General features: G+C 38.0%; 19 protein-coding genes. 18 read left to right on the top strand and 1 reads right to left on the bottom strand.

Translation table 11 applies throughout. The features are described 5' to 3' along the window. Window positions 1-11 precede the first annotated feature (11 nt). The 18 genes from LB465_RS01975 (at window position 12) to LB465_RS01890 (ending at window position 22,419) form a co-directional block, all read left to right on the top strand. Entirely contained in the window at window positions 12-1,580 is a 1,569-nt protein-coding gene (locus tag LB465_RS01975) for a RagB/SusD family nutrient uptake outer membrane protein (protein ID WP_224466409.1), read from the top strand. A 55-nt stretch (window positions 1,581-1,635) separates the two neighbouring features. After that, entirely contained in the window at window positions 1,636-3,180 is a 1,545-nt protein-coding gene (locus tag LB465_RS01970; protein WP_224466406.1) for an alpha-N-arabinofuranosidase, read from the top strand. A gap of 68 nt (window positions 3,181-3,248) precedes the next feature. Next, a complete protein-coding gene (locus LB465_RS01965) occupies window positions 3,249-4,877 on the top strand; it encodes an arabinan endo-1,5-alpha-L-arabinosidase (protein WP_224466404.1) in 1,629 nt (542 codons plus the stop codon). Window positions 4,878-4,887: 10 nt separating this feature from the next. Beyond that, window positions 4,888-5,883 (top strand): glycoside hydrolase family 43 protein, encoded by a 996-nt coding sequence (locus LB465_RS01960; RefSeq protein ID WP_224466402.1) that lies wholly within the window; start codon window positions 4,888-4,890, stop codon window positions 5,881-5,883. A 6-nt stretch (window positions 5,884-5,889) separates the two neighbouring features. Continuing rightward, a complete protein-coding gene (locus LB465_RS01955) occupies window positions 5,890-6,876 on the top strand; it encodes an arabinan endo-1,5-alpha-L-arabinosidase (RefSeq protein WP_224466400.1) in 987 nt (328 codons plus the stop codon). Window positions 6,877-6,942: 66 nt separating this feature from the next. Beyond that, on the top strand, window positions 6,943-8,046 hold the full coding sequence (locus LB465_RS01950) for a glycoside hydrolase family 43 protein (protein ID WP_224466397.1): 1,104 nt from the start codon (window positions 6,943-6,945) through the stop codon (window positions 8,044-8,046). A 154-nt stretch (window positions 8,047-8,200) separates the two neighbouring features. Next, a complete protein-coding gene (locus LB465_RS01945) occupies window positions 8,201-10,186 on the top strand; it encodes an alpha-L-arabinofuranosidase C-terminal domain-containing protein (RefSeq protein ID WP_224466395.1) in 1,986 nt (661 codons plus the stop codon). 84 nt (window positions 10,187-10,270) lie between these two features. After that, window positions 10,271-11,962, top strand: coding sequence for a ribulokinase (locus LB465_RS01940; RefSeq protein WP_224466393.1), 1,692 nt, complete (start codon window positions 10,271-10,273; stop codon window positions 11,960-11,962). Further along, a complete protein-coding gene (locus tag LB465_RS01935; RefSeq protein WP_224466391.1) occupies window positions 11,952-12,656 on the top strand; it encodes an L-ribulose-5-phosphate 4-epimerase in 705 nt (234 codons plus the stop codon). Before LB465_RS01940 ends, LB465_RS01935 begins: the two co-directional genes overlap by 11 nt. 83 nt (window positions 12,657-12,739) lie before the next feature. Then, a complete protein-coding gene (gene araA / locus LB465_RS01930; protein WP_224466389.1) occupies window positions 12,740-14,248 on the top strand; it encodes an L-arabinose isomerase in 1,509 nt (502 codons plus the stop codon). Between the two features lie 23 nt (window positions 14,249-14,271). Further along, window positions 14,272-15,456 (top strand): aldose epimerase family protein, encoded by a 1,185-nt coding sequence (locus LB465_RS01925; RefSeq protein ID WP_224466387.1) that lies wholly within the window; start codon window positions 14,272-14,274, stop codon window positions 15,454-15,456. Between the two features lie 44 nt (window positions 15,457-15,500). Continuing rightward, window positions 15,501-17,066 carry a solute:sodium symporter family transporter gene (locus LB465_RS01920; RefSeq protein WP_224466385.1) on the top strand — a complete coding sequence of 522 codons (1,566 nt, stop codon included), beginning with the start codon at window positions 15,501-15,503 and terminating at the stop codon, window positions 17,064-17,066. A 78-nt stretch (window positions 17,067-17,144) separates the two neighbouring features. Then, window positions 17,145-17,285: a hypothetical protein gene (locus tag LB465_RS01915; RefSeq protein ID WP_224466383.1), complete on the top strand. Its 141-nt coding sequence runs from the start codon at window positions 17,145-17,147 to the stop codon at window positions 17,283-17,285. Window positions 17,286-17,300: 15 nt separating this feature from the next. Next, complete coding sequence (gene fsa / locus LB465_RS01910; RefSeq protein WP_075325786.1) at window positions 17,301-17,957, top strand: fructose-6-phosphate aldolase; 657 nt, start codon at window positions 17,301-17,303, stop codon at window positions 17,955-17,957. 3 nt (window positions 17,958-17,960) lie between these two features. After that, complete coding sequence (locus LB465_RS01905) at window positions 17,961-18,806, top strand: transketolase (protein ID WP_224466381.1); 846 nt, start codon at window positions 17,961-17,963, stop codon at window positions 18,804-18,806. A gap of 43 nt (window positions 18,807-18,849) precedes the next feature. Beyond that, window positions 18,850-19,803 (top strand): transketolase family protein, encoded by a 954-nt coding sequence (locus LB465_RS01900; RefSeq protein ID WP_224466378.1) that lies wholly within the window; start codon window positions 18,850-18,852, stop codon window positions 19,801-19,803. A gap of 632 nt (window positions 19,804-20,435) precedes the next feature. Beyond that, on the top strand, window positions 20,436-20,666 hold the full coding sequence (locus LB465_RS01895; protein WP_224466376.1) for an Arm DNA-binding domain-containing protein: 231 nt from the start codon (window positions 20,436-20,438) through the stop codon (window positions 20,664-20,666). A 718-nt stretch (window positions 20,667-21,384) separates the two neighbouring features. Next, window positions 21,385-22,419 (top strand): response regulator, encoded by a 1,035-nt coding sequence (locus LB465_RS01890; protein WP_224466374.1) that lies wholly within the window; start codon window positions 21,385-21,387, stop codon window positions 22,417-22,419. Between the two features lie 314 nt (window positions 22,420-22,733). On the opposite strand, the gene LB465_RS01885 is transcribed toward LB465_RS01890, so the two are convergent. Further along, a complete protein-coding gene (locus LB465_RS01885) occupies window positions 22,734-23,267 on the bottom strand; it encodes a hypothetical protein (protein WP_224466372.1) in 534 nt (177 codons plus the stop codon). Between the last annotated feature and the right edge of the window lie 107 nt (window positions 23,268-23,374).

The raw sequence follows: 23,374 nt of genomic DNA, 5'->3' as shown, positions 1-23,374 counted from the left end.
AAATCTGAATTATGAAAATAAAAAATCTTTTAGTCATATTTTTTCTAGGCATCTTAATTTCGGGATGTGAGGAAGAATTAGAATTGAATAACCCCAATAGTATGACTGCTGTTGAATATTGGGCTGATGAGGAACACGCAATAGCTGGAATAAATGCAGCTTATAATAGTTTACTAATTGATGGTTACTATATGAGAATGACACCTGCCTTAAACGATGGTCGGGGAGATGACTTTCGAGGAGACACCCCGTGGCCAGATTTAATGCAGATTTCAAATTTTACAATTTTACCTACCTCTGGACCTATTCAATGGATGTGGTCTGCTTATTACCAGCAGGTTTTTAGGGTAAATCAAATATTGGAAAGAGTGCCCGCGATAGAAATGGACGAAGCCGTAAAAGAACGAGTTATAGGCCAGGCGTATTTTTTAAGAGGATTAGCATATTTTAACCTAAAAAATAATTTTGAAAGGGTACCTCTAATACTTTCAGTGGCTCAAAGTGAAGAAGAATATTACCCACCAACTGCATCAGAAGAGGCTATTTGGAATCAAATAATTTCCGATTTTCAGGAAGCCCAGTCACGTTTACCTGTAGATTATGCTAATATTTCAGGAGCAGATCAAGGACAGGTTGGTAGAGCTACAAAAGGAGCTGCTACAGGTTTTCTTGGTAAAGCTTATCTATATTCTGAAAAATGGAGCCTGGCAGCTGGAGAGTTTCAAAAGCTCATTGATGGGCCCGAAGTAAACATTTATAGATTAGTAGATGACTATAGAGACAACTTCGGCCCCTTTAATGAAAATAATGATGAATCCCTTTTTGAAGTTCAATTTGCAGGAACCGATGAGGTTGGAGGAACTGTTATGAACTATGGAGGAGAGCCTTCGGCTGCCTGGATGCAAGTATCATCTGTAGGTCATACCTATGCTATGGATGGTTATGGATATTCAGATTTTTTGCCAACCCGTTGGATTTACGACAAATATAAATCAGAAGAAACTGTAGACGGCGGGATAGATCCTCGTTTACTTGTTAGCATAGCTTCATACGAACCGGAAGCCAACTCAACTACCGTTTATAATGGTACCCCATGGCCTCACGCTGAAGATGCGATTTATCCTAGAAAATATACCCACGATGGATTCGGTTTTGATACTGAAAGTCAGGGTGGTGTTGAAAGGTCTGAAATAAATTACAGAGTGATGAGATATGCAGATGTCTTATTGATGTATGCAGAAGCTTTAAATGAGATGGGACAAACTGAGGAAGCTTACGACTATATTCAGGAGGTAAGGGATAGAGCTAATCTACCAGATCTTAGAGAAACTAAACCTGGCCTAACACAAGAGCAAATGAGAGAACAAATAGCTCATGAACGTGCCCTAGAATTCGCAATAGAAGGTATAAGAATACATGATATTATTAGATGGGGATGGTTGTATGATGATGCAAAACTTGCAGAAATAAGAGCCCACGATAGTGAATTCGACACTTGGTCTCCGGGAAAAGAATACCTTCCTATTCCTCAAAGTGAGTTAGATGTTAATCCAAATCTGGAACCAAATTCAGCAAATTAATTAGCCATCAGCAAACTTTCATCTTAGGAAGTTTGCTGATTTAATAAAAAATAGAATGAAAAAATATTCATTATTAACAGTATTAATCGCAATTTTTTGTTTGCCAAATTTATTTTACGGGCAAACAAGTATTACAGTAGAAGAAACTGAAGATGCCCCAATAATAAGTAAACATATTTACGGCCATTTTGCAGAACATCTTGGCCGCTCTATATATGATGGAATATATGTAGGTGAAGACAGTGAAATTCCAAATAAAGACGGAGTTAGAACCGATATTATTGAAGCTTTAAAAGATATTCAAATTCCTAACCTTAGATGGCCAGGAGGTTGTTTTGCAGATACCTATCATTGGAAAGACGGTATTGGCCCGAAGGAAGACAGACCCAGCATTGTTAATGCCTGGTGGGGTGGAGTTACAGAGGATAATAGTTTTGGAACCCACGACTTTCTAAATCTCTGTGAAGAACTTGGTGCAGAACCGTACTTGGCGGCAAATGTAGGAAGTGGTACAGTCGAAGAATTTACCGACTGGATTCAGTATGTTAATCACTCTGAAGGCAGCCCAATGGCCGAGCTTAGAAAAGAAAATGGTAAAGAAGAACCCTGGAATGTAAAATACTGGGGTGTTGGAAATGAAATGTGGGGTTGTGGTGGAAATATGACTCCTGAGTTTTATGCCAATCTTTACAGACAGTATGCTACGTTTATGACTAGCTGGGAAAACGAAAATGATCTCTATAGAATTGCTTCAGGAGCTAATCAGGACGATTATCATTGGACCGAAGTGCTTATGAGAGATATTCCAAAGCATCTAATTGAAGGTGTAGCGTTACATTCTTATTCTTTTGTTGAGTGGCAGGATAAAGGATCTGCAACAGATTTTAACGAAGAGCAGTATTTTTCTACGATGAAAACTGCTTTATGGATGCAGGAACTTATCGATAAGCATACAGATATAATGGATAAGTATGACCCTGAAAAAGAAATTGACCTTATAGTAGATGAATGGGGTGGCTGGTATGAAGTAGAAGAAGAAACAAATCCTGGTTTCCTTTATCAGCAGAATACGATGCGAGATGCTATGATTGCAGGTGTAACCCTTAATATCTTTAACAATGAAAGTGATAGAGTGAAAATGGGGAACCTAGCGCAAACAGTTAACGTTTTACAGGCAGTAGCTTTAACCGATGGTGCAGATATGCTTCTTACTCCTACTTACCACGTGCTTAAAATGTACACTGTACATCACGACACGAAATTATTACCTGTAGAATTTGATTCTCCAGAGTATACTTATGAAGGTGAAAGTTTACCGGCGATTTCAGTTTCAGCTTCCAAAAATGATGCAGGAAATGTTAATATTTCTCTCGTTAATATCGATGCTGAAAAAGAGAACAAAGTAGAGATAGATGTTGATGCTTTAGATGTTGATAATATGACAGCAGAAATTTTAAGGTCTGATGAATTGCAGGATCACAATACTTTTGATGATCCAGAGAAGATAGTAGTAAAAGAATTTAAAGATTTTAAGCTTAGAACAGGAACTTTAGAGGTAACACTACCTCCATTCTCAGTTGTTGTATTGAAAGAGAAATAAATTTAAAAAGACCTCACGGTAGTCATTAATAACTGCCGTGAGGTTTAAAATATTAATTAAAACCGAGGATGATGAAAAGGAAAACAATGTATCTAAGATTTTTAATGTTTTTTTTGACTTTTTCAGCAGGTATCGCTCTTATTGGATGCTCTGAAGATGATACAGATTTCACAGATGATGTTACTGAAGATGACGATGATGTAGATCCCGGGACAGAAGATGATTTTCCTGGTCCCACTTATTCCGATGATTATACCGGGATAGCTTCCTGGCAGGATAGGGCGAAATGGAATTTGGCAAATGTTCACGACCCTACAGTAGAAAAGGATGGTGAATATTTTTATATGTATAACACTGATGCTTCCTACGGAAACGCGCACGAAGGTAACGGGCATTATCCTGTGCGAAGATCTACAGATTTAGTAGAATGGGAATTTATGGGTATGGTTTTCCCTGAAGCTCCAGCCTGGATAAAAGATTCTTTAAATAACATGCGCGCTCAAATGGATCCGCCTCTGGAACCAATAGAAGATCCAAATTATGGTTTCTGGGCACCACATATTCAAAAAACAGGGGATACCTATCGTATGTATTATAGTGTGGTAGTTACAAACCCTATTGTAGGTACCGATCCAAATACTTCCTGGACAGAAAGGGCTTTTATAGGCCTTGCCGAAAGTACAGATCTTAGTTCTAATACCTGGGAAGATAAGGGTATGGTAGTAAGTTCAGTAGCAGATGGTGTAGAAAGTTATGAAAGAGATGGTGGAGACGACTGGAGTGGCTACTTTAAATTTAATGCCATAGATCCCAGTTTTATTGAAACTCCAAACGGGGAACACTGGCTAATTTATGGATCCTGGCATTCGGGTATTGCTGCAGTACAATTAAATGCTGAAACAGGAAAACCAAATGAGCTTAACGATCTTGAAGACTATGGCTCAAGAATTGCCGGTCGTGGAAATGTAAATAGTAATAGATGGCAGGCGCTGGAAGCTCCTGAAATTATCTATAATGAAGATACCGGATTTTACTACCTGTTTTTAGCGTACGATGAGCTTTCGGTAGCTTATAATACTCGTGTGGCTCGTTCAGAAAATATTGAAGGTCCATACATAGGAATTGATGGTGCAAATGTAACCGAAGGTGCAGAAGCCTGGCCAATAATTACACATCCTTACGCTTTTGATGGTCACCCGGGTTGGGTTGGTATTTCTCATCCATCCGTATTTCAGGACCCTGAATCTGATCAATGGTTTTATTCTTCACAGGGACGTTTGCCTGAAAATGTTCCAGGCATAAACGCATCTAATGCGGTTATGATGGGGCAAGTAAGAAAAATAGAATGGACCAGTGATGGTTGGCCTGTTGTTGCTCCAGAGCGCTATGCCGATGTACCTGATACAGAAATTACAGCAGAAGATATTCAGGGAACCTGGGAAGTGATTACTCTTGAATATGAATATAGAAATATTCAGGAATCCTCAGATGTTATTTTTCATGAAGATAATACCCTTACCGGAGCTATTGATGGTTCCTGGTCTTTTGATGAAAGTACAGGTATATTAACCGTTAACGATATCGAATTAATAGTAGATGACGCATGGGATTGGGAAGCTTCTCCTAGAAGTACTACAATAACATTTTCAGGAATCAATGAATCCGGCCGATCGGTTTGGGGTAAAAAAGATAATTAAAAAATTTAATATGAAAAGAACAATTTTAGGCTTTATTACCACAGGAATTTTATTCTTAAACTACGCTTGTATAGCCCAGAAAACGGCAGAAGAGAAGAAAATAGAATCTAAGTTTAACAATCCTATCATTACGGAAAAATATACTGCCGACCCAGCGACCATAGTTCATAATGATTCAGTCTATTTGTATGCCGGTCACGATGAAGCACCAAAAGATCTTCATTTTTATAAGATGGATGAGTGGTTGGTATATTCTTCTGCAGATTTAGTGAACTGGCAGGAACATCCCGTGCCATTAAAACCTACAGATTTTAAATGGGCAAAAGGGGATGCATGGGCAGCCGAAGTTATAGAAAAAGATGGTAAGTTTTACTGGTACGTAACAGTAGAACACGACGATTCTCATCCTGGAAAAGCCATAGGAGTAGCGGTTGCAGATAGCCCCGTGGGGCCTTTTAAAGATGCCAAAGGAGAAGCGCTTATCACTAACGATATGACTACGGAACATACCGATATAAGCTGGGATGATATTGATCCTACAGTATTTATAGACGACGATGGTCAGGCTTATATGTATTGGGGAAATACCGTTTGTTATTATGTGAAATTAAAAGATAATATGTTGGAGATGGATGGTGAAATTCAAACTGTAGATTTACCCAATTTCGTTGAAGCACCCTGGATTCATAAAAAAGGAGATTGGTATTACTTGACTTATGCCTATGGCTTTCCTGAAAAAACGGCTTATGCCATGAGTAAATCAGTTACCGGTCCCTGGGAATATAAAGGTCTTTTAAATGAAGTTGCCGGGAACAGCAATACCAACCACCAGGCTATTCTGGAATTTAAAGGCAAAGATTACTTTGTGTATCATAACGGAAGTATTCAACCAGATGGAAGTAGTTTCAGGCGTTCGGTATGCATAGACAGGCTTTATTACAATGAAGATGGAACATTAAAAAGAATTCAAATGACTTCAGAAGGAATTCAGGAGCCGGTAAAATAAAATATTATGAAAGTATCAAATTTATTCATTTTCCTATTTCTATTAGCAATTTCAGTAGTTGATGCCCAGGAAATTAGAGTGCACGACCCGGTGGTTGCAGAGCAGGATGGAACCTTTTATTTGTTTAATACCGGAAGAGGAATTTCGGTACACAGTTCTACAGACCTGGAAAACTGGAAAAGGGAAGAGTCTGTATTTTCAGAAAAACCTGACTGGACAGATGATGTAGTTGAAGATTTTGAAAATCATATCTGGGCTCCCGATATTTTTCATAAAAACGGAACTTACTATTTATATTATTCAGTTTCTTCCTTCGGAAAAAACACGTCTGCAATTGGCGTTGCAACAAACGAAACGCTAGATCCTGAAGATGATAATTTCGAGTGGGTAGATCAGGGGATTGTTATACAGTCTGTTCCTAGTCGGGATATGTGGAATGCCATAGATCCTAATATGGTAGAAGATGAAGAAGGCACAGTTTGGATGTCTTTTGGGTCTTTCTGGAACGGGTTAAAGTTGGTAAAAATGGATGAAGATTTAAAATCTATTGCCAAGCCTGAAGAATGGCACACCATAGCAAGACGGGAACGTTCTTTTGAACTTCCTGATGAAGATCCGGGAGATGCAGCTTTAGAAGCTCCATTTATTTTCAAAAAACACGAATATTATTATCAGTTTCTTTCCTGGGATCTTTGTTGCCGTGGCGATGAAAGTACCTATAAAGTAGTTGTAGGAAGGTCTAAAGATGTGAAAGGACCTTATGTAGATAAAGAGGGTAAACCTTTAAATGAAGGCGGAGGTACTTTAGTTGTACAGGGAAATGAGAATTGGTATGGTGCAGGACATAACAGTACATATACATTTAACGGGAAAGATTATATGTTTTTTCATGCCTATGATGCTAACGATAAAGGTGCTCCTAAACTTAAGGTAGCAGAATTAGAATGGGATGAGGAGCAATGGCCGTCGCTTAAAAATGATGTTCTCAAGTAATTGGATAAAATTCATGAATCAGCTAAACGCTTTTTGGAAAGTAAATTAAAAACAAATAATCTCAATATGAAGGCAAAATCATTAATAAACCTGGTACTTATAGCTTTTTCTTTGATGGGATGTGCTAATTTATCGCAATTAGAAGCGCAGGATCATGCTGCTGATGGTAAAGATATCACGAAATCAAACGATCCTATTGTGCTACAACGAGCAGATCCATTTGTCTACAAGCATACAGACGGTTACTATTATTTTACAGGTTCTGTTCCAACATACGATGCTATTGAAATTAGACGAGCAAAAACTATAGAGGGGTTGCAAGATGCAGAGCCCGTTAGAGTGTGGGAAAAGCACGAAAGTGGACCGATGAGTCGTCACATCTGGGCACCGGAAATTCATTATTTAGATGGAAAATGGTATGTACATTTTGCAGCAAGTGAAGAAGACGATATATGGGCGTTGCGGCCTTATGTGTTGGAACTTAATGGCCAGGATCCATTAAAGGATGAATGGGTTGAACTTGGAATGATGCAAGCAGCAGATGATGATCCCAAAAGCTTTACCGATTTTTCTTTAGATGGAACTGTCTTTGAGCACAATGGAAAACGCTATTTCTGTTGGGCAGAAAAAACTGGTGGACAATTCGCTGCTTCTAATTTGTATTTAGCTGAAATGGAATCACCTATCAAGCTAAAAACAGTCCAGTTTATGCTAACCACGCCAGATTACGATTGGGAACGCATTGATTTTTGGGTGAATGAAGGACCTGCGGTGATTAAAAACGAAGGTAAAATTTACATCACGTTTTCAGCAAGTGCCACCGGAGCTTCTTATGCTATGGGAATAATGGAAGCCGACGAAAATGCTGATTTACTGGATAGAAATTCCTGGAAAAAGTCAAGATATCCGGTTTTAGAAACCAATGAAGAAAAAGATATTTATGGTCCGGGACATAATTCTTTTACCGTCGATGAAAACGGAGATCCTTTAATGATTTATCATGCGAGGGATTACGAAAAGGCAGTTGGAGATCCAAAAATGGTACCTGCAACAGATAAAAGGTCGTTAGAAGAAATAAAGGCAGATCCTTTATACGATCCTAATCGTCATGCAAGAATGATGGAAGTAAAATTTGATAACAACGGAAGGCCGATTTTTGAATTGTATTAAAAATTTTTAGGAAAAAGGCAGTTATGCAAGCATTGGTAAGGCCTAAATTATCTACTAAAAATTCTTGTTAGGCTCCAGAAAACATTACGAAGGAAAAAGTAATTTACTTGAAATAAAGGAATATTCTGAGAATTTTAAAAAAATAGAGATAGAGATGAGAAAAGATATTAAGAACCTCGGAGCCTTATTATTCCTTTTTAGCGCATTTGCAGGTTTTGCCCAACAAACTACGCTTCAGGTAGATACCGAAAATGTAATAACCGAGATTGAGCCTACAATGTATGGGATCTTTTTTGAAGATATCAATTTTGCAGCCGATGGTGGCTTGTATGCCGAAATGATTAAAAACCGTTCTTTTGAGTTTGATGATCCAAAAATGGGATGGGAAGAACCAAATAGCGACCGGCATTCTTTTAATGAAAATTCCGGAATTTCCCGGGCAGTAAAATATGCATCAGATAGTACCAGAAATTATAATTACATGGAGGTAAGCGTTAATGACGCTGATGGTTATGAAATGATAAATGAAGGTTTTCGTGGCATGGGTGTAAAAGAGGGCGAGAATTATCGTTTTTCTTTAATGGCATCCCAACCCGGGGAAGGAATAAAAAGGATCAATTTACAGTTGATAGGAGAAAACGGGGAAGTTGTAGGTGAGACTTCAATTTCTCTCGATTTTTCCGACTGGAAATTACACGAAAGCACTTTTGAAGCTACAGGCACAGCAGAAAAAGCAAAAGCAAGAATTACTTTTGAAGGTACGGGAAAGATCAATTTAGATATGGTTTCCCTGTTTCCCGAAGATACCTGGAAAGGAAGAAAGAACGGACTTAGAAAGGATTTGGTTCAACTCCTCGATGATATGGATCCCGGTTTCTTAAGATTTCCCGGTGGTTGTATTGTAGAAGGGAGAACTCTTGCACAGCGTTACCAATGGAAAAAGACAGTAGGCCCGGTTGAAGAACGCGAAATTCTTATTAATCGTTGGAATACTGAATTTGATCACAGACCGGCACCAGATTATTTTCAAAGTTTTGGTTTAGGGTTTTTTGAATATTTTCAGTTAGCCGAAGATATGGGGGCAGAGCCATTACCAATTCTTAGTTGTGGTATTGCCTGCCAGTTTAATACCGGTGAGCTTGTACCTATGGAAGAACTGGAACCTTATATTCAGGATGCCCTGGATCTTATTGAATTTGCCAACGGCTCTACGGATACTTCTTGGGGTAAAGTAAGAAGGGATATGGGTCACCCAGAACCTTTTGACATGAAATATATTGGAGTAGGCAATGAACAATGGGGACCCGAGTATATAGAGCGCTATCTTCAATTTGAAAAAGCGATCAAAGAAAAGTATCCTGATATGATTATAATATCAGGTAGCGGACCTTTTGCTGAAGGGGATTATTTTGAATATGGATGGGATGAATTGGAGAAAACTCAAACCGAAATTATAGATGAGCATTATTACAAAAGCCCGGAATGGTTTAGAAAAAATGCCGATAGATATGATGATTATGACAGAAATGGCCCTAAAGTTTTTGCCGGTGAATATGCAGCGCAAACAGTAGCTATTGCAAGTCCGGATAATAAAAATAACTGGAATACTGCACTTTCTGAAGCTGCTTATATGACTGGCTTGGAGAGAAATGCAGATGTAGTAACCCTTACTTCTTATGCACCACTTATGGCACACAAAGAAGGCTGGCAATGGACTCCCGATATGATTTGGTTTGATAACCTCGAATCTTATGGTACTCCTAATTACTATGTTCAAAAACTTTTTGCCACCAACAGCGGGACAGATCTTATTTCTGTAACTCAAAATGAGAAAGACCTTACGGGGCAGGAAGGATTATATGCTTCTGCGGTAAAAGATAAAAATAAGAAGGAAATAATTGTAAAGCTGGTTAACACTTCAGGCAATACTAAAGAAGTGATTTTAGACTTTAATGGGAATAAACTTAACAAAAATGGAACTATCCTAACTTTAAAAAATGACGATCTGGAAGCAGAGAATTCTTTTGAAGCGCCCAAAAACATTAGTCCTAAAGAGGGCAAAATTAGAATTAAGAGGGATAAGGCTGGGCTCGATTTACCTGCACAATCGGTGAGTATTTTGAAAATTAAGATGAATTGAAATAATAAATCAACTTACAAATGTTATTATTACACTTATGTAGTAAGAAATTTTATATTTGTTTCAGCAGTAAAAATTTAGAAGATGAAGAAATACGTTATAGGCCTGGATTATGGAACAGATTCAGTTAGGGCAGTTCTAGTAGACACCGGTAGTGGTGAAGAACTTGCTACTAATACATACCATTATCCAAGATGGGCAGAAAAAAAATATTGTGATGCGGCAGCCAATCAATTTCGGCAACATCCGGCAGATCATATCGAAGGATTGGAAAAAACCATAAAAACGGTCATTGAAAAAAGTGGGGTGGAAGCTTCAGGAGTTAAAGGAATTTGTGTAGATACCACCGGCTCTTCCCCAATTGCGGTTACCAAAGAAGGAAAACCACTTGCTTTTGAAGCAGGTTTTGAAGAAAATCCCAATGCGATGATGGTGCTTTGGAAAGACCATACCGCTATTGATGAAGCCAATGAAATTAATGAGCTAGCCCGAAATTGGGGAGGAGAAGATTATACCAAATATGAAGGCGGGATATATTCTTCCGAATGGTTTTGGGCAAAAATCGCGCATATTATTCGTGAGGATGAGGCGGTGAAAAACGCTGCATATTCCTGGATGGAGCATTGCGATTTAATGACGTTTATGCTTATTGAAAATCAGGATTTAGCCTCTTTTAAACGCAGCCGTTGTGCTGCCGGTCACAAAGCGATGTGGCACGAAAGCTGGGGCGGACTCCCTTCTAAAGATTTCCTCAATCAACTGGATCCATATTTAGGTGAACTGCGGGATAGATTATATACCGAGACCTATACTTCAGATGAAGTTGCTGGAAACTTAAGTAAAGATTGGGCCCAGAAATTAGGCCTTTCTACCGATTGCGTGATCGCGGTTGGCACTTTCGATGCGCACTCCGGTGCGGTGGGAGCAAAAATCGATAAACATACCTTAGTTCGGGTTATGGGAACTTCCACTTGCGATATTATCGTCTCAGAACAGGAAAATGTTGGAGATAAAACCGTTCGCGGAATTTGCGGACAGGTAGATGGTTCGGTTATCCCAAAGATGATTGGCCTGGAAGCGGGACAATCGGCTTTTGGCGATGTCTTGGCCTGGTTTAAAGATGTGCTTAGCTGGCCTTTGGAGAATCTGGTTTTTAATTCAGATATTCTTTCCGAAGAACAAAAAGCAAAACTTAAAGAGGAAATTGATAAAGATTTCATTAAAAAACTTTCTGAAGCAGCTAAAGCAATTCCGCTTTCAGAAAGTATTCCCGTTGCCTTAGACTGGATTAACGGCAGAAGAACCCCGGATGCCAACCAGGAACTAAAAAGTGCGATTACTAAACTTTCATTAGGGTCAAAAGCACCACATATTTTTAAAGCACTTATTAATGCGATTTGCTTTGGCTCTAAACAAATTGTAGATCGTTTTGAAGAAGAAGGGGTTAAAATTAATAGCGTTATTGGTATTGGAGGGGTAGCCCGAAAATCACCATTCATTATGCAAACCCTGGCCAACGTCTTAAATATGCCAATAAAAGTTGCTTCCTCAGATGAAGCCCCTGCGCTTGGCGCTGCCGTTTACGCTGCGGTTGCTGCCGGACTTTACCCTAATGTAATCGAAGCCAGTAAAAAGCTGGGCAGCGATTTTGAAGCCGAATATCAACCAGAACCGGAAACCGTAGAAATTTACGCCGGCTTAATGGAGGAATATAAAGAATTGGGCGCTTTTGTTGAAAATAATATAAACCGAAAATCTACTGTAAATGAGCTCTAGTTATAAAGCATTAAAACAGGAATGTTACGAGGCGAATATGGAACTTGATGCCTTAAACCTGGTGATCTACACCTTCGGAAACGTAAGTGCCGTAGATCGTGAAAAAAAGGTTTTTGCCATAAAACCCAGCGGTGTACCATACGAAGTTTTAAAGCCTGAAGATATTGTAATCCTGGATTTTGATAACAATGTTATTGAAGGTGAAATGCGACCTTCTTCAGACACCAAAACCCACGCTTTTCTTTATAAAAACTGGGAAAATATTGGTGGGATAGCACATACCCACGCTACCTATTCGGTAGCCTGGGCACAGTCGCAAAAAGATATTCCGATTTTTGGAACAACCCACGCCGATCACCTTACCGCCGATATTCCTTGCGCACCTCCAATGCGCGATGAACTTATAGAAGGAAATTATGAACACAATACCGGTATCCAGATCCTGGATTGTTTTAAAGATAAAAACCTTTCGTACGAGGAGGTGCCCATGGTGTTAATTGGAAATCACGGTCCGTTTACCTGGGGAAAAGATGCAGCGAAAGCGGTTTACAATAGCAAGGTTTTGGAAGAAGTGGCTAAAATGGCACTACTTACTTTGCAGATTAATCCTGAAGCGCCAAGGATGAAAGATTCTTTAATCAAAAAACATTACGAGCGTAAACACGGCAAAAATGCCTACTACGGTCAGAAATAATATATAATCAAATTCAGACCTCACAGTCCCGACGGTTCGGGATCAAAAACCTGTGAGGTCTTTAACATATAACTTATAAGTAGATGATAAATATAGAAGGAAAAGAAATCTGGTTCGTCACGGGTAGTCAGCATTTATATGGTGAGGAAACCTTAAATCAGGTTGCAGCTGATTCAAAAGAAATTGTAAACGGACTTAACGATTCCAAGCATCTGCCGCTTAAAATAGTCTGGAAAGATACCGTAAAAACGGCCGATGAGATTACCGATATTTGCCAGGATGCCAATGCCAACAAAAACTGTATAGGGATTGTGGCCTGGATGCATACTTTTTCTCCCGCCAAAATGTGGATAAAAGGCCTAAGCTTGCTTAAAAAGCCACTTTGCCATTTACATACGCAATTTAATGCCGAAATCCCATGGGGTAAAATCGATATGGATTATATGAACCTACACCAGTCGGCACATGGCGATAGGGAATTTGGTTTTATGATGAGCCGTATGCGTAAAAAGCGCGAGGTAATTGTAGGCCACTGGAAAACCGATCGCGTCCAACAAAAACTTGGAATTTGGTCCCGTGTGGTTTTAGGATGGGACGAACTTCAACATCTAAAAGTAGCCCGTATTGGCGATAATATGCGCAATGTTGCGGTTACCGAAGGTGATAAAGTTGCTGCGGAAATGAAATTTGGGATGGCCGTAAATGGTTACGATTCTTCAGAAGTGGTAGCTCATATTGATAAAATTTCAGAAGAAAAAGTAAATGATTTACTGAAGAAATACGACGCTGATTATAATTTAGGCGAAGACCTAAAAGAAGGTGGCGCGCAAAGACATTCCTTGGTTGATGCCGCTAAAATTGAGTTGGGGCTAAGATCATTTTTAGACGAAGGTGGTTTTAAAGCTTTTACCGATACGTTTGAGAATCTTGGTAAACTTAAACAATTACCGGGCATTGCGGTGCAACGTTTAATGGCAGATGGTTATGGTTTTGGCGCAGAAGGCGACTGGAAAACCGCAGCGCTACTAAGGGCTATGAAAGTTATGGCCGTTGGTTTGGAAGCTGGAACTTCTTTTATGGAAGATTATACCTATCATTTCACGCCACAAAAATCTTATGTTTTAGGCTCGCATATGTTGGAAATTTGTCCTTCCATTGCCGATGCTAAACCAACCTGCGAAGTTCATCCATTGGGAATTGGCGGGAAAGAAGATCCCGTACGATTGGTTTTTAACGCTCCAAAAGGCGATGCTTTAAATGCTTCTTTAATTGATATGGGCAACAGGTTCAGGTTAATTGTAAACGAAGTGGAAGCAGTAGCCCCTGAAGCCGATTTACCGAATTTACCGGTAGCACGCGTTTTATGGGATGCAAAACCAAACCTGGAAGTTGCAGCTACTTCCTGGATTTTGGCCGGTGGAGCCCATCATACTGTATACACCCAAGCCTTAACTACCGAATTTTTGGAAGATTTTGCTGATATCGCCGGAATCGAATTATTGGTTATTGACGAAAAGACCAGTATCAGGGAATTCAAGGATAAAATAAATGCCAACGAGGCATATTACCATATGTTTCAACACGGAATGTAATTTCTAACCTAACGCATCTAATTATGAATATTTCAAAAAATAATCTTTTCGGCTTCGGGATAGTTTTTCTGTCCTTGTTTTTTATTCAGTGTAAAAATAGCGATAAGGAGGCTGAAACTAAAGAAAATGACATGAACACCGAACAAAGCTCAAAAACAGAAATGCAAAAAGAAGATTACGGTACCACAGCTAATGGAGAGAAAGTAGAGCAATATACGATTACCAATGACAATGGTATGGAAGTGAAAATAATCACCTATGGTGGCAGAATAACTTCCCTAAAAGCTCCTGATAAAAATGGGGAATTTGAGAATGTGGTCTTAGGGTTTGATTCTTTGGAACAATACACTAAAGACAATCCGTTTTTTGGAGCTTTGATTGGCAGGTTTGGAAACCGAATCGCCAATGGAAAATTCACTTTGGATGGAGAGGAATATACCTTAGCACAAAATGACGGGGAAAATCATTTGCACGGCGGCGAAAAAGGCTTTGATAAAGTAGTTTGGAATGCTCAAGAAGCAGGAGAAAACAGCCTCAAACTTACCTACGTTAGTGAAGATATGGAAGAAGGCTATCCTGGTACCCTGGAGACAACTGTCACTTATACCTTAACGGAAGACAATTCTTTAGATGTTGATTATAAAGCAACTACCGATAAAACGACTGTTTTAAATCTTACGCAACACGCGTATTTTAATCTTTCCGGTAATTTTTCTGAAGATATTCTGGATCATAAAGTAGAAATAAATGCCGATGAATTTTTGCCGGTAGATGAAACTTTAATTCCCACAGGAGAATTTAAAGAAGTAGCGGGAACACCTTTTGATTTCCGCGAAGCGAAAACCATTGAACAGCATATAGAAGAAAAAAACGAGCAACTGGAGCGTGGGCAAGGTTACGATCATTGCTGGGTGTTGAACGATCAAGATAGCGGGATGCGATTCGCTGCTTCAGCTTATCACGAAGAAAGTGGTAGATTGCTGGAGGTACACACCAACGAGCCGGGGATTCAGTTATATTCCGGTAATTTTCTTGACGGTACCCTGTCTCAACCAGGTGGCGAAGATACCTACGGGCGTAGAAGTGGTTTCTGTTTGGAAACCCAACATTATCCAGATACGCCTAATCAGGAAGGATTTCCTTCTGTAGTATTGGAACCGGGCGAAACCTATTCTTCTAAAACAAGTTTTAAATTTACGGCTAAATAATATCTTGAGTCTTTAGCCTGACGAATCAACTAATTTAATACATAATGGGACTTATATCTTTTGGCGCTTTTACTCTACTCGTAGCCATAATAGCTTGGTGGTCAACTCGCAGAACCGACGAAAGCACTTCAGACGGTTACTTTTTGGGTGGAAGAAGTTTAACAGCTCCAGTGATTGCAGGATCTCTATTGCTTACCAATTTATCGACAGAGCAGATTGTCGGAATGAATGGTGTATCCTTTAGAGATGGCATTCCTATTATGGCTTATGAAGTTGTTGCAGCAATTGCAATGGTTTTTACAGCTTTTGTATTATTACCTAAGTATCTTAAAAGTGGTATTACTACAATTCCTCAATTCTTAGAAAATAGATATGGTAGGTCAACTAAGACTATCGTATCCTTATTATTTCTTTTAGGCTATGCAATTTCTATGTTGCCAACAGTCCTGTATTCTGGTGCTTTAGCTATAAATACCATGTTTGATATACCCGAAGCTTTAGATATGGATCCAGAAAGTGCACTTTGGGTCACAGTTTGGTCTATTGGAGTACTTGGTAGTATATATGCTATTTTCGGTGGCTTAAAAGCAGTTGCTGTGTCGGATTCTATCAATGCTGTAGGCTTAATTATTGGAGGTTTACTCATTCCCATTTTTGGTTTAATGAAAATAGGAGATGGTAATGTTTTGGATGGTCTAAATAAATTAACTACAGCACTGCCTGAAAAATTTGATATTATTGGCGGACCTGATTCAGATGTGCCGTTTTGGACATTATTCACAGGAATGATTATTGTAAATTTTTATTACTGGGGAACAAATCAGGCTATTATTCAAAGAGCGCTTGGTGCTAAAAACTTACGAGAAGGTCAAAAAGGCTTGTTGTTGGCAGCGGTTATAAAAATCATGGGTCCTTTTATTGTAGTGCTCCCTGGTATTATTGCATTTTATATTTTTAATGGCGATATAGCAAATGCAGATGAAGCCTATCCTATGGTCGTTAAAGCTGTTTTACCTTTGGCATTTATGGGCTTTTTTGCAGCAGTTCTCTTTGGTGCTATTCTTAGTTCTTTTAATAGTGCGTTAAATAGTTCTGTTACCTTATTTGGACTTGATTTTTACAAAGAATATATCAATAAGGATGCAAGTGAAACACAGGTTGTAAAAGCTGGAAAAATGTTTGGTGTAGTGCTTGCTGCTACTTCAATGATATTAGCACCCTTACTCTATGGAGTACAAGGAGGTATTTTTACCTATTTACAAGAGTTGAACGGTACACATAGCGTACCTATTTTAGCCATTATTTTAGTAGGGATATTTTCTAAACGCGTGTCGGGTAAAGCTGCTAATATTGCTATTATTTTCAGTGCAGTAACTTACTTAATTACACTCTATGTGATTAAACCAGATATTAGCTTCTTACACTTAATGGGTATTTTATTTGTGCTTACTGTTATAATCATGATTGTTGTTAGTCATTTCGTACCAAGAAAAACTGATTATATCCAAGAATACTCAAAGCAAGTAGATATTACAAATTGGAAGTATTTAAAACCAGTGGGCTACAGTATAGTAGCTGTAGTGGTTAGTTTGTATATATTCCTCTCTTAAAAAAGTATACAAAATGAATAAAAAGGGAAGACCCAAAAGTACTTCCCTTTTTTAAATCAAAATTAAGCAATAAGTTCATTGTTTTTAGGTTTAACCACCAAAAACCTGGCTGAAGAAAAACAAAACAATAAAAACAGCTATAACTGGGTTGATATTGTAGTTTCCATTCTGGTTGTTGTTTTGGTAATTGGGGTAATGATATTTTTTAATGGGAAATAATTAAAATAAATTAACATGAAATTTTTTATAGACACAGCGAATTTAGATCAGATCAAAGAAGCACAGGATCTGGGCGTTTTAGATGGAGTAACCACAAATCCGTCTTTAATGGCCAAAGAAGGTATAACCGGCAAGGATAATATTCTTCAGCACTACCTGGATATTTGTGAAATAGTAGATGGTGATGTTTCTGCCGAAGTGGTAGCAACAGATTTTGATGGTATTGTGCGCGAAGGTGAAGAACTTGCCAAATTACACAAGCAAATTATTGTAAAAGTTCCTATGATTAAGGAAGGTGTAAAAGCCATCAAATACTTTTCAGATAAAGGCATAAAAACCAATTGTACATTAGTGTTTTCAGCAGGGCAGGCTTTGCTAGCGGCAAAAGCAGGTGCAACTTATGTTTCACCATTTTTAGGAAGACTGGACGATATTTCTACTGACGGATTGGACCTGATAGCTGATATCCGACTTATCTATGATAACTACGGTTTTGAAACCGAAATCCTTGCAGCGTCTATTCGCCATACTATGCACGTTATTAATTGTGCTAAACTTGGTGCCGATGTAATGACAGGACCACTATCTTCTATAGATGGATTATTGAAACACCCTCTTACCGATAGCGGACTTGCTAAATTTTTAGAAGACGCCAAATCATTTAATGTATAAGTTATGGAAATTAAGAAATTAGAAGATTTTGCTACCCAGGTTCGCCGGGATATTTTAAGGCAGGTTCATAAAGTAAATTCAGGTCACCCCGGAGGTTCGTTGGGCTGTACAGAGTTTTTTACTGCGTTGTACCAGGGCGGAATTATGGAGCACAAGCCCGAGTTTAATATGGATGGGAAAGACGAAGATCTATTCTTCCTTTCCAACGGTCATATTTCACCGGTTTTCTATAGTGTTTTAGCCAGAAGTGGTTATTTTCCTGTAGATGAATTGAATACTTTTCGCCTTATAGATTCCAGGTTACAGGGACATCCAACAACACACGAAGGCCTTCCGGGAATTCGTGTAGCGTCAGGTTCACTTGGCCAGGGAATGTCTGTAGCACTTGGTGCTGCACAGGCTAAAAAGCTGAATAAAGACAAACATTTGGTTTACACACTTCACGGTGATGGGGAACTTCAGGAAGGTCAAAACTGGGAGGCCATTATGTATGCCGCCGGTAATAAAGTGGATAATATTATATCTACAGTGGACGTAAATGGCCAGCAAATAGACGGAAGTACGGAAACGGTATTACCAATGGGTAATTTGAAAGCTAAATTTGAAGCTTTTGGCTGGGATGTAATGGAGATTGAAGATGGTAACGATATGAAACAGGTAATCGATGGATTAACCGAAGCCAAATCCCGCACCGGAAAAGGAAAACCGGTTTGCGTGTTGATGACTACAATGATGGGTAATGGTGTTGATTTTATGATGCACACCCATGCCTGGCACGGAAAAGCGCCTAATGATGAACAGTTAGAAAACGCACTTTCTCAGAATCCGGAAACTTTAGGAGATTACTAAAAATAGATTTCTGCGAAAGTGGAAATGACAAAGAATACAAAGAATGAAAAAATATACAGATACAGGAAAACAAGATACTCGTTCCGGTTTTGGCGCGGGTCTTACCGAGCTTGGAAGAACGAATCCCAATGTTGTGGCGCTTTGTGCCGATCTTGTAGGTTCGCTTAAAATGCAGGATTTTATTGATGAAAATCCGGAGCGTTTCTTCCAGGTAGGAATTGCAGAGGCCAATATGATGGGAATGTCCGCCGGACTTACTATTGGCGGAAAAATCCCATTTGCGGGAACTTTTGCCAATTTTGCGACAGGAAGGGTTTACGATCAAATTCGTCAATCTATCGCCTATTCAGGGAAGAACGTAAAGATTTGCGCATCTCACTCAGGAGTGACTTTGGGAGAAGATGGGGCAACTCACCAGATTCTGGAAGACATTGGCCTTATGAAAATGTTGCCGGGAATGATAGTAATCAACACCTGTGATTTTAACCAGACCAAAGCAGCTACTTTAGCAATTGCCGATTATGATGGGCCGGTTTACCTTCGATTTGGAAGGCCAAAAGTGGCTAATTTCACTCCGGAAGATCAAAAGTTTGAGATTGGGAAAGCAGTTCATTTATATGATGGAAATGATGTTACTATCATCGCAACCGGACATCTGGTTTGGGAAGCTATAGAAGCAGCCCAAAAACTTAACGAAAAGGGGATAAGTGCTGAAGTGATTAATATTCACACCATCAAGCCATTAGATGAACAAGCCATTATCAAATCTGTTAGGAAAACCGGTTGTGTGGTGACTGCAGAGGAACATAACTTTCTTGGCGGACTTGGAGAAAGTGTAGCACGTACTTTAGCTGAAAATAATCCTGCACCACAAGAATTTGTGGCTACCCAGGATACTTTTGGAGAAAGTGGTACACCAGAACAACTTTTTGAAAAGTACGGTTTAAATGCTGAAGCTATTTTAAAAGCAGTTGAGAAGGTAATTAGAAGGAAATAGTTTCAGGGTTTTCACTCTTTAATCTAATTAATAACCCTAAAGTGATTATTAAATGAAGCACTAAACCAGCACACGATCAAATAGCCGTTCTTCATTAAATGTTTTTTATTTCTGAAACCCTTGGAAAAATTTCAATATCAGCAAAGCCTTTTTTTAAATTTACGGCAATTCGCCACCAATTCTATTGATTTACGATTAGGAGTAAAAAAGATATCGATTTTTTGACATCCTTGAAATGTCAGAAGTAAAGTTTATGAATTCTATTTCCGATATTCCATTTTATCATTAGTACTAAATGACTATCTTTGATATGTGAAGTGAACAATCACCAAAAAGAGTTCACAAATCGTCAACATCATTTGCTTTAATTGAGGGAAGTCCTTTAAAATAAGGCTTCTGAAAAGATAGTTCGATTCTTGGCGAGGTCACTTTTAACATTTCAAATAAGAACAAAATCATCTAATTTTATGATTATGAGGTTTTTACATTCTATTTTATGTTATATGATATCGATTTAGAAGTTCACAAATCGTCAACACTTTTTTAGCAGAAAAATCTTATCTTAATGTCCTGAATTGTACTCATAATGGTGGTTTGACTTCGTAACATTGTCTAACTTAAAACCACAAATTATGCGAACACAGTCAATATTTTCCGTCCTATTTTGGATTTATTCCAAAAGAGCCAAAGAGAATCAAACCGCTATTTACGCCAGGATCTCTATTAACGGTAGAAAATTAAACATCAGCCTAAAGAGAAAGGTTGATGTTGAGCTTTGGGATCCCAAGAAACAAAAGCTTATAGGGAAAAGTCCATACGCTAAAGAACTCAACCAGTTTCTGGATCATAATTTCAAAGCTTGAAAATTCAGCGGCATCAAAAGGGAATGCGAAGACGCTAAAAGAAGGAAATGAATTGAAAGAACAGAAATTATCATTCTTTTCTACTTTTCCCCTCTTTTTTGACGTCCAAAAGGAAAATGCTCCAGATGAAAAAAGTATATGTTTGAAAAAGCCATAATCACAAATAGGTCCTTTTAATACTATTTATGGTTTTAAGGCCTAATTTCACTAAAAATATCACCCCTAACTAACTTATAATCAAATTATTAAATATTTTTGAATAGATGAATTATAGTAGTTTTTCCAATGCTTAATTGTCCAAAAAATTTTGTTTGCCTTCTTCATAGATGTGTTTGTACATTCTAATCTAAAATTATATTGTGTTTAAGAATTTGTTTTCAGAATCTTAATGAATTTATCTCATTCGAATGTTTTTCTAGTCTATAGTCCATACTCCCCCGGATTACACTTTATCCTTTCCTTCATATTCAATTTCAAAGAAAAATTAAATGAGAACTATACATTTCTTAATTTTTTCTTAATTTTAACATTCCAAATCAAATTGTCTCATAGGCATAAAAATATTTAGTAATTAGAAACCCTACTAACGTGAATGCTTCTCTCAGGCCTTAAAGTAATTTTTAAAAATCTTAAGGTCTATTATCATCAAATTTTGTTCAGACAGTATAGTTTTGAGAAATACTATGCCGGTTAGTATTTTTTTGCAATAAGTAAAAATATGTATAACGATCACTACCACTACAAAATTCTTTTAATTGAAGATAATGAAGGAGATCATTTAATCATCTCCGAATATTTAAAAGATATTTTCCAGTCTTATACATTAATCAGGTTAGCAACCTACGCTGAGTTACAAAAAATTTCAAATAGCCAGGAATATGATGTAGTGTTATTAGATCTTAGTTTACCTGATAAAAAAAGAGGTGAATTAGTTAAACTTGCTTTAGACCAATTTCCACTTACTCCTATTCTAGCCTTAACCGGTCATAGAGAGATAGAGTTTGCCAAAGAGTCTCTGGCATTAGGTATCGCAGATTATTTAATAAAAGAAAACACTTCTCCTGATTTGCTATATAAAAGCATTGTGTATAGCCTTGAGCGCTTTAAGAATATAGCTGCCCTGGCCAAATCAGAGCAACTATATATGGATCTTTTTAATTTTAACCCACAACCTACCTGGGTTTATGATATTGAAACACTGAGATTTTTGGATGTGAATAGTTTGGCTATTGAGAGCTATGGATATTCAAAAAAGGAGTTCCTTGGCATGACGCTAAAAGATATACGTCCTATAGAAGAATATAAACGTTTGCAAGTTTCTGTTAAACTATTAAAATATAATGGTAAGGGATTGACCAATAGGATTTTCACCCATATTAAAAAAAATAATGAAAGAATAAGGGTTGAGATTGAAAGTAAAATTATTGATTATAAAGATAAAAAGGCAGTTTTGGTAGTAGCTAGCGATATTACTGAACACCTAAACTATCTTGAAATTATCGAAAAGCAAAATGAAGATTTAAGACATACTGCCTGGCTACAGTCCCACGTAGTGCGCTCTCCCGTGGCGAATATTCTCGGAATAGCAAATCAATTAAACGACAATTCATTATCGAGGCGAGAACAAAAATTTTTTCTCGAGGCTTTAATAAAAAACACGGAAGAACTGGATAGCAGTATCCGAAAAGTAGTGGAAAGATCTGAAAAAATTATTAATGAAGATACTACCTTTAATATTCTAGGTATTAATTAAATTTAAGACAATATCCACTTTTGAAATTTTATTGAAGAGAAAAGACTTGCTTAAAAGTACGCCTCATACTTAACATTGACAGGTAATTATTTACTAAGCAATCATTTTAAAATCTAGTATTTCTAATTGTCTTTGCCATATCAATATTCTTGGGTAAGCGTTTGCTCAGCAATTTTGGTAATCTGTAGACATCACCAATATTATTAACGCTTAAGTTAGTTTTTCAAAATTTCTATTTTTTAAAATTGAAATGCATATTGAATTTTTAGACCGAAAGCCCGGGTCCTCACTTCATCCACATATTGTTTTTGAATTTATATCATTCCGAACGCAAAAGCTGTTGGATTTTGATTATTATAATCAATAAGTCTTCCCTGTGAACCATCAGGTTTTATATCATTAAGTCCGTAATCAAGGAAAAGTCCCATATAAAGGGATTGTCTGTTTTCTAACATAAGTTTCACCCCGCTTTCCAGGTAGGCTACAAAGTTTGTTCGTAGATCCAGATCAGATTTAGAATTACTCACTTGATCAAATTCACCAAATCCGGCAAATTCGGAATCAGTTAGTTCCACGCCATATTGAGGGTAATAGCCACTGGTTTCAAGCGAGGCAATCGAGCTTTGATATTCTGAAGTTAAAACCAAACCTGCTTTAACACCGGCAGCGGCATAAAACCGGGTCATCCCAGAAGATTCATATTGAATCTGAAGGGGAATATTAAGGAAATATACTTCCTGGTTTTCCGAGAAATTATCAGCACTATACCTAAATTCAAACTCATCTGCTTCAGCGTCCTGGGTCATATAAGAACCCTGGATAGTGGGCACAAAAATGGATCCTTCCATATACTGTATTTCGGCACCTGTTCCAAGGCTCCATTTATCTGAAAGATAATAGGCGTACTTAGCTCCAACACCAATTAAAGATTATAAGGCAAAGTTATGCTTGTACT

It is taken from the genome of Salegentibacter lacus (assembly GCF_020164555.1).
GTDB classification, from domain to species: Bacteria; Bacteroidota; Bacteroidia; order Flavobacteriales; family Flavobacteriaceae; genus Salegentibacter; species Salegentibacter lacus.
This window is presented reverse-complemented; position numbering and strand designations above follow the sequence as displayed.

Bases quoted from the DNA above. Each gene is read 5' to 3' on its own strand.
- LB465_RS01940 (WP_224466393.1), top strand. From the start codon at position 10,271: ATGAAGAAATACGTTATAGGCCTGGATTATGGAACAGATTCAGTTAGG.
- LB465_RS01905 (WP_224466381.1), top strand. From the start codon at position 17,961: ATGGAAATTAAGAAATTAGAAGATTTTGCTACCCAGGTTCGCCGGGAT.
- araA (WP_224466389.1), top strand. From the start codon at position 12,740: ATGATAAATATAGAAGGAAAAGAAATCTGGTTCGTCACGGGTAGTCAG.
- LB465_RS01935 (WP_224466391.1), top strand. From the start codon at position 11,952: ATGAGCTCTAGTTATAAAGCATTAAAACAGGAATGTTACGAGGCGAAT.
- LB465_RS01945 (WP_224466395.1), top strand. From the start codon at position 8,201: ATGAGAAAAGATATTAAGAACCTCGGAGCCTTATTATTCCTTTTTAGC.
- LB465_RS01970 (WP_224466406.1), top strand. From the start codon at position 1,636: ATGAAAAAATATTCATTATTAACAGTATTAATCGCAATTTTTTGTTTG.
- LB465_RS01885 (WP_224466372.1), bottom strand. From the start codon at position 23,267: ATGGAAGGATCCATTTTTGTGCCCACTATCCAGGGTTCTTATATGACC.
- LB465_RS01925 (WP_224466387.1), top strand. From the start codon at position 14,272: ATGAATATTTCAAAAAATAATCTTTTCGGCTTCGGGATAGTTTTTCTG.
- LB465_RS01920 (WP_224466385.1), top strand. From the start codon at position 15,501: ATGGGACTTATATCTTTTGGCGCTTTTACTCTACTCGTAGCCATAATA.
- LB465_RS01960 (WP_224466402.1), top strand. From the start codon at position 4,888: ATGAAAAGAACAATTTTAGGCTTTATTACCACAGGAATTTTATTCTTA.
- LB465_RS01895 (WP_224466376.1), top strand. From the start codon at position 20,436: ATGCGAACACAGTCAATATTTTCCGTCCTATTTTGGATTTATTCCAAA.
- LB465_RS01950 (WP_224466397.1), top strand. From the start codon at position 6,943: ATGAAGGCAAAATCATTAATAAACCTGGTACTTATAGCTTTTTCTTTG.
- LB465_RS01900 (WP_224466378.1), top strand. From the start codon at position 18,850: ATGAAAAAATATACAGATACAGGAAAACAAGATACTCGTTCCGGTTTT.
- LB465_RS01890 (WP_224466374.1), top strand. From the start codon at position 21,385: ATGTATAACGATCACTACCACTACAAAATTCTTTTAATTGAAGATAAT.
- fsa (WP_075325786.1), top strand. From the start codon at position 17,301: ATGAAATTTTTTATAGACACAGCGAATTTAGATCAGATCAAAGAAGCA.
- LB465_RS01955 (WP_224466400.1), top strand. From the start codon at position 5,890: ATGAAAGTATCAAATTTATTCATTTTCCTATTTCTATTAGCAATTTCA.
- LB465_RS01965 (WP_224466404.1), top strand. From the start codon at position 3,249: ATGATGAAAAGGAAAACAATGTATCTAAGATTTTTAATGTTTTTTTTG.
- LB465_RS01975 (WP_224466409.1), top strand. From the start codon at position 12: ATGAAAATAAAAAATCTTTTAGTCATATTTTTTCTAGGCATCTTAATT.